Origin of the sequence: Penaeicola halotolerans, assembly GCF_016464625.1 — a bacterium.
Lineage (GTDB): Bacteria > Bacteroidota > Bacteroidia > Cytophagales > Cyclobacteriaceae > Penaeicola > Penaeicola halotolerans.
The window spans coordinates 50908-66814 of the sequence record NZ_JAEAGO010000005.1 but is presented as its reverse complement, the minus strand read 5'-3'; the positions used below and the strand labels follow the sequence as shown (position 1 = coordinate 66814).

19 protein-coding genes are annotated in these 15907 nt (G+C 41.9%); 13 read left to right on the top strand and 6 right to left on the bottom strand.

Annotated elements, in window-relative coordinates; all coding sequences use genetic code 11:
- From I5349_RS12695 to hemB, 3 genes are all read left to right on the top strand, one after another.
- Entirely contained in the window at positions 1 to 753 is a 753-nt protein-coding gene (locus tag I5349_RS12695; RefSeq protein WP_226391156.1) for a hypothetical protein, read from the top strand.
- Position 754: 1 nt separating this feature from the next.
- Positions 755 to 1294, top strand: a complete 540-nt coding sequence (locus I5349_RS12690) for a TlpA family protein disulfide reductase (RefSeq protein ID WP_226391155.1) — start codon at positions 755 to 757, stop codon at positions 1292 to 1294.
- Positions 1295 to 1385: 91 nt separating this feature from the next.
- Positions 1386 to 2363, top strand: coding sequence for a porphobilinogen synthase (gene hemB, locus I5349_RS12685; protein ID WP_226391154.1), 978 nt, complete (start codon positions 1386 to 1388; stop codon positions 2361 to 2363).
- A 58-nt stretch (positions 2364 to 2421) separates the two neighbouring features.
- Here the strand turns inward: hemB and I5349_RS12680 are convergent, their stop codons facing one another.
- Complete coding sequence (locus I5349_RS12680; RefSeq protein ID WP_226391285.1) at positions 2422 to 2796, bottom strand: co-chaperone GroES; 375 nt, start codon at positions 2794 to 2796, stop codon at positions 2422 to 2424.
- Between the two features lie 66 nt (positions 2797 to 2862).
- Complete coding sequence (dnaK, locus tag I5349_RS12675; RefSeq protein ID WP_226391153.1) at positions 2863 to 4785, bottom strand: molecular chaperone DnaK; 1923 nt, start codon at positions 4783 to 4785, stop codon at positions 2863 to 2865.
- Between the two features lie 214 nt (positions 4786 to 4999).
- On the opposite strand from dnaK, the gene I5349_RS12670 reads away from it, so the two are divergent.
- Genes I5349_RS12670 through I5349_RS12660 form a run of 3 tightly spaced genes read left to right on the top strand, consistent with a single transcriptional unit; the run spans position 5000 to position 7182 of the window.
- Positions 5000 to 5800 (top strand): MOSC domain-containing protein, encoded by an 801-nt coding sequence (locus I5349_RS12670; protein WP_226391152.1) that lies wholly within the window; start codon positions 5000 to 5002, stop codon positions 5798 to 5800.
- Entirely contained in the window at positions 5793 to 6731 is a 939-nt protein-coding gene (locus I5349_RS12665; RefSeq protein ID WP_226391151.1) for a hypothetical protein, read from the top strand. The genes I5349_RS12670 and I5349_RS12665 overlap by 8 nt, the downstream gene beginning before the upstream one ends.
- Positions 6721 to 7182: a nucleoside-triphosphatase gene (locus I5349_RS12660; RefSeq protein ID WP_226391150.1), complete on the top strand. Its 462-nt coding sequence runs from the start codon at positions 6721 to 6723 to the stop codon at positions 7180 to 7182. The genes I5349_RS12665 and I5349_RS12660 overlap by 11 nt, the downstream gene beginning before the upstream one ends.
- A 35-nt stretch (positions 7183 to 7217) precedes the next feature.
- On the opposite strand, the gene hemE is transcribed toward I5349_RS12660, so the two are convergent.
- Positions 7218 to 8258, bottom strand: coding sequence for a uroporphyrinogen decarboxylase (hemE, locus tag I5349_RS12655; protein ID WP_226391149.1), 1041 nt, complete (start codon positions 8256 to 8258; stop codon positions 7218 to 7220).
- A gap of 134 nt (positions 8259 to 8392) precedes the next feature.
- On the opposite strand from hemE, the gene sdaAA reads away from it, so the two are divergent.
- Positions 8393 to 9301, top strand: coding sequence for an L-serine ammonia-lyase, iron-sulfur-dependent, subunit alpha (sdaAA, locus tag I5349_RS12650; RefSeq protein WP_226391148.1), 909 nt, complete (start codon positions 8393 to 8395; stop codon positions 9299 to 9301).
- Here sdaAA and I5349_RS12645 read toward each other — a convergent pair.
- The 3 genes from I5349_RS12645 to upp are packed head-to-tail and all read right to left on the bottom strand — an operon-like array spanning position 9298 to position 11368.
- Positions 9298 to 9768 (bottom strand): hypothetical protein, encoded by a 471-nt coding sequence (locus I5349_RS12645; protein ID WP_226391147.1) that lies wholly within the window; start codon positions 9766 to 9768, stop codon positions 9298 to 9300. The genes sdaAA and I5349_RS12645 overlap by 4 nt on opposite strands.
- 4 nt (positions 9769 to 9772) lie before the next feature.
- Positions 9773 to 10714 carry a calcium/sodium antiporter gene (locus tag I5349_RS12640; RefSeq protein ID WP_226391146.1) on the bottom strand — a complete coding sequence of 314 codons (942 nt, stop codon included), beginning with the start codon at positions 10712 to 10714 and terminating at the stop codon, positions 9773 to 9775.
- 6 nt (positions 10715 to 10720) lie between these two features.
- Entirely contained in the window at positions 10721 to 11368 is a 648-nt protein-coding gene (gene upp / locus I5349_RS12635; RefSeq protein WP_226391145.1) for a uracil phosphoribosyltransferase, read from the bottom strand.
- 158 nt (positions 11369 to 11526) lie between these two features.
- Here upp and I5349_RS12630 point away from each other — a divergent pair, with 158 nt between their 5' ends.
- The 6 genes from I5349_RS12630 to I5349_RS12605 all read left to right on the top strand — a co-directional run bounded on the left by I5349_RS12630 (position 11527) and on the right by I5349_RS12605 (position 15906).
- Entirely contained in the window at positions 11527 to 11817 is a 291-nt protein-coding gene (locus tag I5349_RS12630; protein WP_226391144.1) for a hypothetical protein, read from the top strand.
- Positions 11818 to 11983: 166 nt separating this feature from the next.
- A complete protein-coding gene (locus tag I5349_RS12625; RefSeq protein WP_226391143.1) occupies positions 11984 to 12919 on the top strand; it encodes a M20/M25/M40 family metallo-hydrolase in 936 nt (311 codons plus the stop codon).
- An 81-nt stretch (positions 12920 to 13000) separates the two neighbouring features.
- Positions 13001 to 13528: a hypoxanthine phosphoribosyltransferase gene (hpt, locus tag I5349_RS12620; protein WP_226391142.1), complete on the top strand. Its 528-nt coding sequence runs from the start codon at positions 13001 to 13003 to the stop codon at positions 13526 to 13528.
- Between the two features lie 63 nt (positions 13529 to 13591).
- Positions 13592 to 14164, top strand: coding sequence for an adenylate kinase (locus I5349_RS12615; RefSeq protein ID WP_226391141.1), 573 nt, complete (start codon positions 13592 to 13594; stop codon positions 14162 to 14164).
- Positions 14165 to 14262: 98 nt separating this feature from the next.
- Complete coding sequence (gene obgE, locus I5349_RS12610; RefSeq protein ID WP_226391140.1) at positions 14263 to 15255, top strand: GTPase ObgE; 993 nt, start codon at positions 14263 to 14265, stop codon at positions 15253 to 15255.
- A gap of 78 nt (positions 15256 to 15333) precedes the next feature.
- On the top strand, positions 15334 to 15906 hold the full coding sequence (locus I5349_RS12605; protein ID WP_226391139.1) for a nucleotide exchange factor GrpE: 573 nt from the start codon (positions 15334 to 15336) through the stop codon (positions 15904 to 15906).
- The last annotated feature ends 1 nt before the right edge of the window (position 15907 follow it).

The window sequence follows — 15907 nt, the reverse complement described above, 5'->3', positions numbered from 1 at the left end:
ATGAGCACTTTACAATTACTCAAAATCGAATGGTACAAACTTCAAAGACTAGAGGTTTACATCATATTAGCGCTTTATTTTCTTTTGATCACTGCAATAAGTTTCTTCTCTACAGTATTCCAAATAGATGCTGGTAGGTCTGCTGAGGCAGTCTTTACACCTGATTTTTTCTTACAAGTGTCTGCTTCAATAGGGACACTATTGATTGTTATCATGGTCATGCTCACCATTTCTCGTGAGCGCACCAATCAGTCTAATAGAAAGCGTCTGATCAATGGCTACACCCGAGATGATATATACACCGCACAGTTTATTCAAGTCAAACTAGTGTGGGGGTTGTTCTTAGTTACATGGCTGCTGACTGCTTTTTGTAGTGCCTTATTTGTAGGGTTAAACCCAATTAGCTTCTTTGGAGATTTTACCACTGGGCAGTTTTTGGGAGTAGTTTTTGGTTTTTTGGCCAAAGGGATCTTAGCGGCATTTTGGATTACATTGATGGGCAAAGTCATCTTAGGACTTGTCCTGTACTTTGCGTGGAGTGTGCTAGAAACTATCCTAGACTTGATCGCTAAAGTGAGTGCTACAGCTAGTGGAAATTCTAATAATATCAGTAACTTCTTGCCTACTACAGTGATCGATAACTTCATGACCAATACACCATTCATCAGTGATTGGGCTTATTTTACTTTCGGTATGACCATGCTGATCTTGCTATTTGTTCCATATATGAAAATCCAAAAAACAGACTATTAAGATGAAAAAGCCATATTTAATAATAGGCATTGGAGTCCTATTTTTCATAGCGATTGCCTATTGGAGTCAGTCAGTCATCAGCAAAGCAGAGCGTGAAAAATTAGCTGCTTTAGAAGGAGTCAATCACCATGAGGTGATCACTAGCTTGCTGCCAGATTCTTTACAGGCTTTCACACAAGGGCGATCTATGGTGGTCAATGCTTGGGCAACATGGTGTGGGCCATGCCTCATGGAGATCCCAGATCTCAATGAGATCGTAGCAGAGGCAGATCCTAGCAGATTTTTCTTTTTGGCTATCTCCAATGAAGAGCCAGCGGTATATGATAAGTTCTTGGAACAGAAGCCTGACTTTGTCTTTGATTATCAAAAGATATTTGGAGACATGGCCTTAGTGGAGTATATCATGAACCTAGACATCAAAGGAGGAGGTCAATCCATACCCATTCACATATTGATCACTCCTGATGGTAGGGTAGACCAAGTACTCATCGGTGCTTCGCCAGCAAATATCTCAAAAATCAAGGCCTTTGTCGGGGTTTGATCTGGAAAGGAGGGTTCAAACCTCCTTTTTGCTTTTCATGCAGTTCTTTTACAGGGCTTCCCTTATCTTTGTGCCATAAAATCCGATGATCATGATGCAATACAGCAGACCTAGAAGAAATAGAAAATCAGCCGCTATCAGAGACATGGTAGAGGAGACACGATTATCCACCAAGGACTTTATTTTTCCACTCTTTTTGATCGAAGGTACCAATCAGAAAGTAGAAGTAGCTTCTATGCCTGGTATTTACAGATACTCAGAAGATTTACTATTGAAAGAAATTGAGGACTGTCTCAAGCTCGGGATCAAAGCCTTTGATGTCTTCCCAGCCTATCCAGAAAGCAAGAAGGATAAATATGCGACAGAAAGTCATAATCCAGATACTTTTTATCTGAAGGCACTCAGGGCGATCAAGCAGCGATTTCCCGAAGTAGCCTTGATGACAGATGTGGCTATGGATCCATATAGCAGTGATGGACATGATGGACTTGTCCAAGATGGGCAAATACTCAATGATGAGACGCTAGAGATTCTAGGCAAAATGGCTTTGGCGCAAGCTAGAGCAGGAGCTGATATACTGGGACCTTCAGACATGATGGACGGTCGAGTGGGCTATATCCGAGAGGTGTTAGACCAAGAGGGATTTACCAATGTCTCTATCATGTCATATACTGCAAAGTATGCAAGTGCATTTTATGGGCCATTCAGAGATGCGTTAGATTCAGCCCCCAAGCATGGAGATAAAAAGACCTATCAGATGGATCCTGCCAATCAAAGAGAAGCACTCATCGAAGCAGAATTGGATACTATGGAGGGAGCAGATTTTCTGATGGTCAAGCCTGCCTTAGCTTATCTAGACATCATCAAAGTACTGAGAGATCATAGCCACTTACCCATAGCCGCTTATAATGTCAGTGGGGAGTATGCCATGATCAAGGCTTCTGCTCAGCGAGGCTGGCTAGATGGAGAGCGAGCGATGCTAGAGACACTTTTGAGTATCAAACGCGCAGGTGCCAATGTAATCTTGAGCTATTTTGCCAAGGAATATGCGCAACTGGTAAAAGGTTGATATCATTTATATAGACGAATAAAAAAGGGCTGTGATTTGATCATCACAGCCCTTTTGCTTATAAAGCTTCTTCTCTTTCAAGCATAAGAATGGAGTTTTGAGAGACAATGTAGTATTTCTCTCCCTGATACATCACTTCTGTCACGCCTGCTAGTAAGAAGATAGCCAAATCACCTTCTTTAGCTTGCAGTGGGATGTATTTTACATTTTCATCTTTTTCCTTCCAAGGTTCATCATCTTCCACAGCCATTGGAATAGGATAGCCTGGTCCTGCCTTAATGATGTAGCCTTGCTGGACTTTTTCTTTTTCCTGTACACCAGGCGGTAGATAGAGTCCACTGGTCGTTTTCTCAGAGGATTTTTTGATTTTGATCAACACGCGATCTCCTACAATGATGAGTTTTCTTAGTTTGTTTTCAGCCGTTAGTTCCATCACATTTTCTTTATGCATAAAAAAAGCGCGAGGAAGATCCCCGCGCTTGATATGGGGTTTTACCCATTATTTTTTAGAGTCATCTACTTCCTCAAACTCCACATCAGAGACATCATCTCCACTGTTGGCGTTTTGAGCGGATGCATTAGGATCTGCTCCTGGAGCGCCACCTTCAGCACCTTGTGTAGCGGCATACATCTCTTGTGCAGCACCTTCCCAAGCTTTATTGAGAGCTTCTGTAGCTGGCTCGATAGCGGCTAGGTCTTTTTTCTCAAATGCCTCTTTCAAGTTTTTGAGAGCACCTTCGATGTTGGATTTATTACCTGCAGAGAGCTTCTCACCGTACTCTTTCAGCTGCTTTTCTGTCTGGAAGATCATCGTATCAGCTGCATTGAGTTTTTCAACACGCTCTTTTTCTTCCTTATCAGAAGCGGCATTAGCTTCTGCTTCTTTCTTCATCTTTTCGATTTCTTCAGAAGATAGTCCTGAAGAAGCTTCGATTCTGATCTTTTGCTCTTTGCCTGTTCCTTTATCTTTAGCAGATACGTTGAGGATACCATTGGCATCGATGTCAAAAGTCACTTCGATCTGAGGCACACCTCTAGGGGCAGAAGGAATACCATCTAAGTGGAATCTACCGATGGTTCTATTATCCTTAGCCATAGGGCGCTCACCCTGAAGTACGTGGATTTCTACACTCGGCTGGTTGTCAGCAGCAGTAGAGAATACCTCCGACTTCTTAGAAGGGATCGTAGTGTTAGATTCAATCAGTTTGGTAAATACACCACCCATCGTCTCGATACCAAGTGCCAAAGGTGTTACGTCTAGCAAGAGTACGTCTTTGACTTCACCAGTCAATACACCACCTTGGATAGCAGCACCGATCGCTACAACCTCATCAGGGTTTACACCTTTTGAAGGCTTCTTACCAAAGAACTTCTCTACCTCTTCTTGGATCTTAGGGATTCTAGTAGATCCACCGACCAAGATAACTTCATCTATATCAGAAGCACTGTAGCCAGAATCCTTAAGCGCTTGCTTGCAAGGCTCTAGTGTTCTACGTACGAGGTCTTCTGATAGCTGCTCAAATTTAGCTCTGCTCAGATTTCTCACTAAGTGCTTAGGGCCAGACTGAGTAGCTGTGATGTATGGTAAGTTGATCTCTGTATTAGAAGAGCTAGAAAGCTCGATTTTAGCTTTCTCGGCAGCTTCTTTTAATCTCTGTAAGGCCATAGGATCTTGACGTAGATCTATAGACTCTTCTGATTTGAACTCCTCAGCTAGCCAGTTGATGATCACTTGGTCAAAGTCATCACCACCTAGGTGTACGTCACCATTCGTAGATTTTACCTCGAATACACCATCACCAAGTTCTAAGATAGACACGTCAAAAGTACCACCACCTAAGTCATAAACAGCGATTTTTTGATCTTTGTCTTTTTTATCCAAACCATAAGCCAAAGCTGCAGCCGTAGGCTCATTGATGATACGCTTTACTTCTAGACCTGCGATCTGACCAGCTTCTTTAGTGGCTTGACGCTCTGCATCATTGAAGTAAGCAGGTACAGTTACAACTGCTTCTGTTACTGATGTGCCTAGATAGTCTTCTGCCGTACTCTTCATTTTTTGAAGGATCATCGCAGAAAGTTCTTGTGGGGTATAAAGTCTGTCTCCAATTCTGACACGTACTGTGTCATTAGATCCAGCTTCTACTTTATAAGAAGCGTGTTTTTTCTCTTCTGAAATCTCAGAAAATTTCTTACCCATGAATCGCTTCACTGAGCTGATAGTGTTCTGAGGATTTGTGATTGCTTGACGCTTAGCAGGATCACCTACTTTGCGCTCTCCATTGCCATTATCTAAGAAGGCTACTATTGATGGTGTAGTTCTTCTTCCTTCACTGTTAGGAATGACTACCGGCTCGTTACCTTCCATTACGGCTACGCAAGAGTTAGTAGTTCCTAAGTCGATACCAATTATTTTTCCCATGATATATTTATTTTCTTATTGAATGTTGCTAATTGTAAACATCTCCAAATCAACAAGCGATGTGCCAATCACAGATATGCTCACTTTGATGACACTTTGGCAGAGTGAGTGTCAGCAAAGACATTTTCCGCTTTTTTATCTAGACAGAAAACAACAAATGTGTCAGCCCAATCAGGATAAAACTTAACTTAGCTACTCCAAATCATAGATACATATGCAACTGCAAGACATTTACATCTATCCCATCAAATCTCTCGGTGGTATCCGCCTCACGACAGCCAAAGTAGAAGTCAGAGGGCTTCAATATGACAGGCGATGGATGCTGGTAGATGAATCAGGGATGTTTCTTTCGCAGCGCACCATTCATCGCATGGCTTTGCTTCAAGTGAGCATAGAAGTAGATGGTTTGAGGGTTTTTCTCAAAGAGGATCAGTCGGTCAACTGCCTCGTACCCTTCGAACCGCAGCTAGAAGTCTACAAAGAGGTCACTATCTGGGAAGACACTGTCACAGGACAGCTAGTCAGTGCTCAGGTAGATGCTTGGTTTAGCAAAGTACTTGATATGCCCTGTCACTTGGTATACATGCCAGCAGAGACAGCTCGCAGACTAAAGCCTAAATATAGTGTCAATGATGAGACGGTTAGCTTTGCGGATGGGATGCCATACATGGTGATTGGTCAAGCGTCACTAGATGATCTCAATGCAAGGCTAGATAAGCCTGTTCCTATGGATCGATTTAGACCCAATTTTGTCTTCTCGGGTGGAGGAGCTTTCGCAGAAGATGAATGGCAAGTTGTCAAAATCGGTGCTGTAGAGTTTAAGGTCACTAAGCCTTGTGCTAGGTGCGTGATGACTACAGTAGATCAAGCCACTGCACAGACAAGTAAAGAACCTCTCAAAACTTTAGCGACTTACAGGACGGTCAATAATAATGTCATGTTTGGTCAAAACATGATCGCCCTCAATTTGGGAGAAGTACATGTAGGAGATCAAATTCAGCTAATTGATGCCTGATCAAAGTCCTGTTTTTTACAGAATCACTGCTTTATGGGTGATTTCAGAAACTTTTCTGGGAGGCTTTCTCCATGCATTGCGCATACCCATGACAGGCTTATTGCTGGCAGGGATGTCGGTTCTTTGTATGACGATGCTCTTTCATCACTTGCAACAGGCACGTTTGATTCTAAAAGCATTGTTTTTAGTATTGATTTTCAAAATGCTCCTAAGTCCTCATGCTCCTCTAGGAGCTTTTTTCTCGGTAGGGCTACAGGGAGTTCTCGGTTTTTTGCTTTTTTCTTTATTCAAGAATAATCCAATCGCAGCCTTCACTTTAGGACTTTTGGCATATTGGCAGTCTGCTTTTCAAAAGTTGATTAGTCTTTCGTTGCTTTTTGGAATGGAGTTTTGGCAGGCTTTGGATGATTTTTTAAGTTATGTTTCGCAACAGTTCGGGTGGCCCATTACTTCTCAAATTGCGATAATCACTTACTTAGGTATCTATACTGTAGGAGGTATTGTAGTGGGGGTATTGGCGATTAGACTGCCACAGCTCATCCAAGGTCAAAAGACGCCAAAGCACAAATTCTTTGAGGAAGAGTTGGCAAGGGAAAAGAAAGACAAGCAAAAGCCTCTAAGAATAGGGATGATCATTGGATTACCCATCATTACAGGACTACTTTATATCCAAGGCTATGATTCCATGGTGTTGAGAGCACTGACTATACTCTTGGTTTGGTTTGGGCTGATCGTTCCATTATTAAAGAAAAAGCTCTTTCACTATTTATCTAAACAGCAAAGTCAGCTTGCAAGAGAAATAGCGCAGGTGATGGACTTGCTACCAGAGTTTAGAGCTATCATAAAGCATGCTTGGAAACTAAGTTTGGACAAACCTGTTCTTTTACGAATTATCTACTTTATCAAATTTACCTTCATCTATGTCATCTAAAATATACCTCTTGGTCGGTCCTAAGCACTCAGGTAAAACGACTGCATTACAGACATGGTCAGAAAAGAAAATAGTCAGCGGTTTTTTAAGTCCTAAGGTCATGGGAGAACGATTTTTTCAATTACTCCCTAGTAGAAAGCTACTCACGATGGAGGCAGTTGCGGGAGAACCGAGCTTTGCAGTGGGGAAGTATTTGTTTTCCAAAGCTAACTTCCAAGAAGCCCAAGTGCATACCATAGAAAACATGCATACAGGCTGGATGATCATCGATGAGATCGGCCCATTAGAGCTTGGAGGTGAGGGGTTTGACGTTTTGCTCAAACTACTTTTAGGACATTATCAGGGAAACTTGATCATCGTACTTCGGGAAGAGCTTTTGGAAGAAGCCATTCAGCATTATCAGCTACAGGCTGCTAAAGTCATTCAAAAAGAAGATTTGGATAGTTTATAAACAAAAAAGCGATCATTTGATCGCTTTTTGTTTACTTATGCCCTGATTTTGGCACTATATTCTTTCACCGTTTCGATGAATACCTTTACCTTTTCAGGATTGATATCTGGATAGACTCCGTGTCCTAGATTAGCGATATGTCTGCTAGTGCCAAACTGATCTAGCATCCTACGAGTAGCTGCTTGAATCTCTTGTGTAGTACCATAAAGCGCTGCTGGATCTAAGTTTCCTTGAAGCGTTTTGTGGTCACCGATCATCTTCCTTGATTCTGCTATCCCCATGTTCCAGTCGAGCCCTATAGTCTCACAGTTAAGTTGTCCCATCTGCTCTCTGGCAAAGAAAGCACCCTTGGCAAATACCGTAACGGGCACTTCCGTGATGGCATCACAGATCTGTTGGATGTATCTGAGTGAATACTGTGTATAGTGATCTGGCGGCAATATCCCTGCCCAACTGTCAAATAGCTGTACCATATCTGCTCCAGCTTTGATCTGTGCTTTGAGATAACTGATGGTACTTTGTGTGATCATGTCTAGTAGTGTCTCTGCAAATACAGGATCAGTGTAAAGTAGCGCTCTAGCCTTTGAGAATGTCTTGCTACCCGAGCCCTCTACCATGTAAGAAAATATTGTCCATGGAGCACCCGCAAAGCCAATAAGTGGAACACGACCGTTAAGTTCTTTTTTTGTGATCTTGATTGCTTGGATCACATAGTCTAAGTCTGCTTCGCCATCTGCTACTTTGAGCTGTTTGAGATCAGCAAGAGTTGAAACTGTCTTAGGAAACCAAGGCCCTCTTTTTTCTACCATTTCATAAGGTAGATTCATCGCTTCAGGGATCACGAGTATGTCTGAAAAAATAATAGCTGCATCTACTCCTAGAAGATCCACTGGCTGTATGGTAACCTCAGCGGCTAGCTCGGGTGTTTTGGCAAGCTCAATAAAGCCACTCACACTTTCTCTGACTGCACGATATTCAGGTAGGATTCTGCCAGCTTGGCGCATCAGCCAAACAGGTGTTCGCTCTATTTTCTCGCCTCTAGCGGCTCTTAAGATCAGGTCGTTTTTCAATTCCATGGCGCAAAGATAATCCGAAAGATGGAATTTTACTTGGCTAATGAGCAAACTAAAGAAAGTTTGAATTATGAGAATAAACTGCCAACTTTACTTCTGATTGAGGCGTTAGTCTCTAAACCCAAGATAATGTAGCTATGAGCTTTTTATTCGACAATTTTAAAGGTTGGAAAGCCTATTGTGAAGCCAATAATTTAAAACTCTACGAGCCAGTGATGGCTTATGAGATTGCGCAAAAAGGTAGAACAGCCTCAGACATCTGGGCTGGACTGCTCAATGCCTATACTGTCATGAAAGAAGCAGTGGAAACTGGCCTGACAGAGGACATGACTTCTCGTTCTGGCATGATCAATAATGGCGCTAAGAAAGTTTATCAAAATAAATTATCCGTTTTATCTCCAGATTTTCAAAAACTCATAGCCCGAGCTTTAGCCGCTAAGGAAGTTAACTCCTGCATGGGACGTGTAGTAGCGGCACCTACAGCAGGTGCCTCTGGGATTTTGCCTGGGACGATGTACACATTGCAAGAAATCCACGGGCTTGATGACCAGTCAATCCTAGAAGGGCTCTTAGTAGGAGCAGGCATTGCACTCATCATAGAGCAAAGAGCCTCTCTAGCAGGTGCTGTGGGTGGCTGTCAGGCAGAGACAGGCAGTGCAGCAGCGATGGCTTCTGGAGCTATGGTTTACTGCCTCGGTGGAGATATCGATCAAGTGTTCAATGCTGTAGCGATCACGATTCAGTGTATGCTAGGACTCGTATGTGATCCTGTGGCAGGATTAGTGGAGGTGCCATGTGTCGTACGCAATGCCTCAGCTGCTGCCATAGCTAATAGTTCTGCGCAGATCGCACTCTCCAATGTCAGTGCCGTCATTCCTGTAGATGAGTGTATAGATGCGATGGGTGAAATAGGCTCAAGCATGGAGTCAAGATACAAAGAAACGGCTCTTGGCGGGTTGGCCGCTACACTGACAGGTCAGGATATTTCTAAGCGAGTTTTGATTCAAGACATTGAAATACTGCCTGATGAAGAGTCTTTTGACTAAGCTTGCGGGATAAATCTAGCGATCAGCGGAATCTCTAATATCTGCTCAATACTTAGGGTAAAAATCACAGACCAAATCACAGCACTAATGAACATGGTGCTGATGATTTGACGTTTTGGTACGCCAAAACTAGTCATGATCAAAGTGCCTCCGATGGGTGTGAAAAATAAGGGAGTTAAAGCTGCGACTCCGTTTACCCCATATTTTTTCCAGAAAGTCACTATTCTCCTATTCTTAGGACTAAAGCGTTTTTTAGAGTCCTGACTTTTAAACTTGCTCAAGATCCTTCTTTTAAAAAAATCACTTGCAAAGGACAAGGCGATCACAGTGGTCATCATTCCTGCTACAGTGATGCTCATAGTGCCGAAAATATTAAGTCCAGCCGCAAAGCCTAAAGCTGGACCTGCGATAAATTTGACTAAGCAAACAAGATAAATACCGAGGTATTTAAGGAGGATTTCCCACATATTTTTAGGCGATTACTACGAGATAAGTATATACGCTATAGATGATCAAAAGGATGGCACCTTCTATTCGGTTGATGTCTCTTTTGAGAAGCATCATCGGGAGTAGAATAGCTGTAATCCCTAGCATCCAGATCATATCATAACTGATAAATTGTGGAGAGATGTTGATTTCAGAGATCAATGAAGTGATTCCCAAAATCGACAGGATATTAAAAATATTAGAGCCTAGTAGATTGCCCACAGCAATATCTGTTTCTTTTTTGATCGCAGCGATGACTGAAGTCACAAGTTCTGGTAATGAAGTGCCCACAGCGATCACTGTAACTCCAATCACACGTTCACTGATACCCCATGTTTTAGCTAGTGTCACTGCACCACTGACAAACCAGTCTGAGCCAAAGTAAAGACCCGTAACGCCTAGTGCTATCCAAAGAATATCGAGTGCTATAGATTTGCTGACAGGCATTTCTTCGATTGTTTCTCCCTCAAGTGCTTTTGTAGCTTTTCTAGATTTGCGGATAGTCCAAGTGGTGTAGATGGTTAGTATAGATATAAATATAAGCCCTTCTATCAGTCCAATTTTGGTATTTAAAGCAAGTAAAAAGAGTAGCAAGGATGTGCCCATTGTCATCGGCCAGTCCACTTTGAGCGTACTAGGGGTGATCATGATCGGACTGATCACAGCGGTCAACCCAAGGACTAAACCTAGGTTGGCGATGTTAGATCCTACTACGTTGCCCATAGAGATATCTGGACTACCGCTGAGGGCGGCATTGACACTGACAAGTAGCTCTGGAGCGGATGTGCCAAAAGCTACAATAGTCAAACCTACTACCATAGGTGAGATTTTGACTCGCAGTGCTATAGAAGAAGCTCCTCTCACGAGCCCTTCTCCTCCGATGATCAATACGACTAGTCCTGCAATCAATAAAATGATTGGATTCATAAATTGTTAAAGTTTTGGGCCAAAAGCTAAGTCACCTGCATCTCCTAGTCCAGGAAGGATATATGAGTTTGGATCTAATTTTTCATCTAGCGCACCTAACCAAAAGTTGTGCGGGAAGTCTATATGTTCTTTTATATATGCGATCCCTTCTGGAGCAGCAATAGCCGCCACAACATGGATATGCTCTGGTCTGCCATGGCCAAGTAGTGAGTCCACTGTTTTGACAAATGATTTTCCTGTAGCGAGCATCGTGTCTACCAAGATGACAGTCCGACCATTGATGTCTGGTGCAGCCACATAGTCTAATGAGATGTTTACATCTTCACCGTAAGCATGATGCTTTCGATAAGCCCCAATAAAACCACTATCTGAATGATCAAAATAAGAAAGTACACCTTGATAAAACGGTACTGCTGCTCTCAATACGGATATGATCACTGGATGTTGCGGCAGTAATGGAATGACTGTTTTGCTGAGTGGAGTTTGAATCTCTTCTTTTTGGAAGTGCAAAGTCTTGGACAACTCATATGCTAGTAACTGCCCTAAGCGCTCTAGATTAGTTCGGAATCTCAACCGATCATTTTGAATGGCGGTGTTTCTTAGTTCAGCTAGGAAATGATTGGCGACTGATGGGTGATGATTGAGGACAAACATGTGGTAAATTTTACTTTCTGCAAAAGTACCAATTCCAACATGGAATTAAAATTTAAATTTTACATGATGACTTGCAATATATTAAATTAAAATGTTGTTAGTTGATAAATTAACAACTAGTTTTAAGATAAAATTTTTAAATCGAAAAAAATAAAGGCATGGACAAAAGATTAAAACAATTAATTCTGCTTTCTAAAACATCAGAATTTGTAGTAGAGAAAGGCAAAGATTCATTTGGTCCTGTAAAGGAAGGAGAGTCTGGTACTATCCGCAATGTAAATCAAATGGTTCTTGAAGAATTGTTTGGCTCTATCAAAGATGAGAATGAGAAAAAAGAACTGATAGATGGCCTGACTACAGTACTTAAGGCGGTCACAGACGGAAGAAGAAAAAGAAGAGGTAGAAGAAAAAAGTCTGAAATAGAAGCGGCTAAAGCTGCTGCGAAATAAGATTTTTAGCTTTCGATATTAGCCCAAGTACTCTCAAGCACTTGGGTTTTTTTATGCCATACATTTTTGATATATCGACATAGACTTTGATCTTTTTAGTAGTTTTGTGGTTGTATGAAAATCACATTAGTGATAGCATCATTTACCTTTTAAAGTTCCCAATTAAATGCCTAGAAATAGCCATAATCCCTATCAACTATTAGAAAAACTTTGTGCGATACACGCCCCATCTGGAGAAGAGTATGCTTTGACAGCTTTCATACTTGACTATATAAAAAAAGAAAGTAAGTCATGGAAAGTAAAGCCAGAGATCTATCATGGTGAAGGATTTCAGGACAATATTATACTCAAATTTGGAAAGCCACGAACAGCGATTTTTGCTCATTTGGATTCGATTGGTTTTACAGTTCGGTATGAAAATCAGCTGATTCCTATTGGAGGTCCTGAGGCTGAGGATGGCTATCGTTTAGTTGGAAAGGATGGTATGGGAGAGATAGTCTGTAGGATCAAATTGGATGAAGAAGGTCATATCTATCATGATTTTGCGCGACCTATACAGCGAGGGACGAGCTTGACATTTCAGCCTGATTTCAGAGAGACAGCAGAATATGTCCAGAGTCCATATATGGATAACAGACTCGGAGTGCTCAATGCGCTAGAGGTTGCCAAAGACTTAGAAGATGGTGTTATAGTTTTCAGTACTTGGGAAGAGCATGGAGGAGGGTCTGTGCCTTATCTTGCTAAGTTTATTCATGAAAAGTGGGGGATCACACAAGCTTTGATCTCAGACATCACATGGGTCACAGAAGGGGTGCAGCATGGACTAGGAGTAGCCATATCGATGCGTGATCGCAATATTCCGAGGAGGTCTTACGTCAATCGTATCATCGAAATCGCAGAAGAAGCCCAGATCCCTTATCAACTCGAAGTAGAAGGAGCTGGATCTAGTGATGGGAGAGAGCTTCAAGTCTCTCCTTATCCATTTGACTGGTGCTTCGTAGGTGCGCCCGAAGATCATGTGCATTCACCTAATGAGATCGTGCACAAGGCAGACTTTGAGAGTATGGTGGCGCTTTACACAGTATTGATAAAGCATTTATGAAAAAGGCATCTTGATAAAGAGATTAATGCCTATATTTGCAGACCCCTTTCGGGGTTTTTTATTTTCTACAGCAAGTAAAGCATGCAGATTAAGGATAAAGAGTTTGAAATTTACCTCACGAGTCAAGTGATTCAAGACAGAATCAAAGGCTTAGCTGATCAGATCAATATAGATTATCAGGGCAAAAGGCCACTTATGATCGCAGTCCTCAATGGCGCATTCATGTTTGCTGCTGACTTGATGAAGTCACTAAGTGGGGAGGTAGAGATCAGCTTTGTCAAGATTGCGTCTTACCAAGCGACTCAGAGTACAGGCAAGCTTGACCATCTCTTGGGGCTACAAGAGAATGTAAAAGATAGAGACATTATCCTCATAGAGGATATCGTAGATACAGGATTGACGATGAGTGAGTTGATTACAAATATTCTTGCTCAAAAACCTGCTTCTTTAGCTGTAGCTACTTTGCTATGGAAAAAAGAGGCGCTACAAAAGCCTATGAAACTTCAATATGTAGGGTTTGAAATCCCTAACAAGTTTGTTGTTGGATATGGCTTAGACTATGATGGATTAGGGAGAAACCTAGCCGATATTTATCAGTTAAAAGAATAAATTATTAAGTTCGTAGCTATTGTCTATGGACGTTTTAAATACATCAAGACCAAAGGATTCATTATGCTGAATATAGTTTTGTTTGGCCCTCCTGGAGCGGGCAAAGGAACCCAAAGTGAAAAGATTATAGCTAAATATAACCTGACACATATCTCTACTGGAGATCTTTTCAGAAAACACCTGAGTGAAGGAACTGACCTAGGTAAGCTAGCTCAGAAGTACATGGATGAGGGGAAGCTGGTGCCAGACGAAGTGGTGATCGGTATGGTCGATGAGAAAATCAATAGCACTACGGATACATCAGGTTTTATTTTAGATGGATTTCCTAGAACGGTACCACAAGCCCAAGCACTAGACAAGCTCATGGAGGCTAAAGGGCAACCAATCTCAGGAATGATAGCCCTTGAAGTGCCAGAGGATATCCTTAAAAGTAGGATCAAAGAAAGAGGAAAGACTTCTGGTAGAACGGACGATCAGGATGAAAATAAGATCAATACCCGTATCAAAGTTTACTTAGACGAGACATTGCCTGTAGCATCATATTACGAGAAGCAGGGTAAGCTTAGCAAAATAAATGGTGTAGGAGCCATCAATGAAATATTCGATCAGATCAGTTCAGTGATAGATAAATACTGATTCAGATAGATTTTGTCATTTAAAATTAGCTGAGTCCTAAGGGCTTGGCTAATTTATTTTAGGAGAAATCCTACCTTTGTACCTTAAATCAAGAAAAATTGGCTAGTTCAAATTTTATAGACTACATCAAGTTCTGCTCACGTTCAGGAGCAGGAGGTGCGGGATCTGCACACTTCAGAAGAGAGAAGCACGTACCCAAAGGAGGCCCAGATGGGGGTGACGGTGGTCGTGGTGGACATATCATTTTGAGAGGAAATGCGCAGTTTTGGACCCTACTTCACTTAAAATATAAGAAGCACGTCATCGCTGAAAATGGTGGAGGTGGTGAAGGTGGTCGCAGAACAGGAAGAGATGGTCAAGATATCATACTGGAGGTGCCTCTCGGCACAGTAGCCAAAGATGCCGAGACAGGAGAGGTGCGCTTTGAGATCACTATGGACGGAGAAGAGCGCGTCTTGACTCGTGGAGGAAGAGGGGGACTAGGTAATGATCACTTTAAGACAAGTACTAATCAAGCTCCGAGATATGCCCAACCTGGAGAAGATGGCATAGAAGAATGGATCATTTTGGAGTTGAAGCTTCTAGCAGATGTCGGTCTTGTAGGTTTTCCCAATGCAGGAAAATCCACCCTACTCTCAGTCATCTCAGCCGCCAAGCCGGAGATCGGTGATTATCCATTTACTACCCTAGTACCAAATCTGGGAGTGGTGCCTTACCGTGACGATAAGTCTTTCGTCATGGCTGATATTCCAGGGATCATAGAAGGCGCTGCTGAAGGTAAAGGACTAGGCATTCGTTTTTTGAGACACATAGAGCGAAATTCCATCCTATTATTTTTAGTGCCTGCAGATGCTGATAGTATCAAAGGACAGTACAATATCCTGCTCAACGAGCTTAAGAAATACAATCCAGAACTTTTGGATAAAAAACGGCTACTAGCAGTATCTAAGTGTGATATGATAGATGAGGAACTCAAAAGAGAAATGAAGGCAGATTGTCCCGAAGGTGTTCCTGTAGTATTTATGTCTAGCTTAGCTAATATGGGTTTGGATGAGCTCAAAGATATGATCTGGAGAGCGATCAACGAATAATCAAATGTCAATATGTCAGTTGGAGCTGCATGGCAAAATAATTGACATACTCACCATACACTAGAATAGATAAAGTATATGTCAAAAGATATGCAAGAAAAAGAGATCAAAGATGCGCTCAATCAAGATGCCGCTGAACAAGAAGAAGTATCCGAAGCAGTCAATCAAGAAGAGACAGCTGACAGTACTGAAGAATTGTCAGATGTAGCTCGTCTAGAGGCAGAACTTGCAGAGGCTAAAGATAAATACCTCAGATTATATTCTGAGTTTGATAATTACAGAAGAAGAACAGCTAAAGAGCGCTTGGAACTTATCAAAACAGCTTCAGAGGATGTGATTACTAAATTGATTCCAGTTTTGGATGATTTTGAGAGAGGCTTAGTAGCTGCAGAGAAGGCAGAGGATGTCAGTCAAGTCATCGCTGGGAATCAGCTGATTTTCCAGAAGTTTACTAAAATACTCGAAAATCAAGGGCTAAAGCCGATGGAAGATGCCAAAGGAAAAGACTTTGATGCCGAACTTCAAGAAGCGATCACACAGATTCCTGCGCCAGATGAATCACTCAAAGGTAAAGTGGTAGATGTGGTAGAAAAAGGCTACTATCTAGGAGATAAGGTAGTGCGATTTGCGAAAGTAGTGATAGGAGCATAGT

Excerpts from the sequence above, each read along its gene's own strand:
- I5349_RS12695 (WP_226391156.1), top strand. The coding sequence starts at position 1 with ATGAGCACTTTACAATTACTCAAAATCGAATGGTACAAACTTCAAAGA.
- I5349_RS12690 (WP_226391155.1), top strand. The coding sequence starts at position 755 with ATGAAAAAGCCATATTTAATAATAGGCATTGGAGTCCTATTTTTCATA.
- hemB (WP_226391154.1), top strand. The coding sequence starts at position 1,386 with ATGATGCAATACAGCAGACCTAGAAGAAATAGAAAATCAGCCGCTATC.
- I5349_RS12680 (WP_226391285.1), bottom strand. The coding sequence starts at position 2,796 with ATGGAACTAACGGCTGAAAACAAACTAAGAAAACTCATCATTGTAGGA.
- dnaK (WP_226391153.1), bottom strand. The coding sequence starts at position 4,785 with ATGGGAAAAATAATTGGTATCGACTTAGGAACTACTAACTCTTGCGTA.
- I5349_RS12670 (WP_226391152.1), top strand. The coding sequence starts at position 5,000 with ATGCAACTGCAAGACATTTACATCTATCCCATCAAATCTCTCGGTGGT.
- I5349_RS12665 (WP_226391151.1), top strand. The coding sequence starts at position 5,793 with ATGCCTGATCAAAGTCCTGTTTTTTACAGAATCACTGCTTTATGGGTG.
- I5349_RS12660 (WP_226391150.1), top strand. The coding sequence starts at position 6,721 with ATGTCATCTAAAATATACCTCTTGGTCGGTCCTAAGCACTCAGGTAAA.
- hemE (WP_226391149.1), bottom strand. The coding sequence starts at position 8,258 with ATGGAATTGAAAAACGACCTGATCTTAAGAGCCGCTAGAGGCGAGAAA.
- sdaAA (WP_226391148.1), top strand. The coding sequence starts at position 8,393 with ATGAGCTTTTTATTCGACAATTTTAAAGGTTGGAAAGCCTATTGTGAA.
- I5349_RS12645 (WP_226391147.1), bottom strand. The coding sequence starts at position 9,768 with ATGTGGGAAATCCTCCTTAAATACCTCGGTATTTATCTTGTTTGCTTA.
- I5349_RS12640 (WP_226391146.1), bottom strand. The coding sequence starts at position 10,714 with ATGAATCCAATCATTTTATTGATTGCAGGACTAGTCGTATTGATCATC.
- upp (WP_226391145.1), bottom strand. The coding sequence starts at position 11,368 with ATGTTTGTCCTCAATCATCACCCATCAGTCGCCAATCATTTCCTAGCT.
- I5349_RS12630 (WP_226391144.1), top strand. The coding sequence starts at position 11,527 with ATGGACAAAAGATTAAAACAATTAATTCTGCTTTCTAAAACATCAGAA.
- I5349_RS12625 (WP_226391143.1), top strand. The coding sequence starts at position 11,984 with ATGCCTAGAAATAGCCATAATCCCTATCAACTATTAGAAAAACTTTGT.
- hpt (WP_226391142.1), top strand. The coding sequence starts at position 13,001 with ATGCAGATTAAGGATAAAGAGTTTGAAATTTACCTCACGAGTCAAGTG.
- I5349_RS12615 (WP_226391141.1), top strand. The coding sequence starts at position 13,592 with ATGCTGAATATAGTTTTGTTTGGCCCTCCTGGAGCGGGCAAAGGAACC.
- I5349_RS12605 (WP_226391139.1), top strand. The coding sequence starts at position 15,334 with ATGTCAAAAGATATGCAAGAAAAAGAGATCAAAGATGCGCTCAATCAA.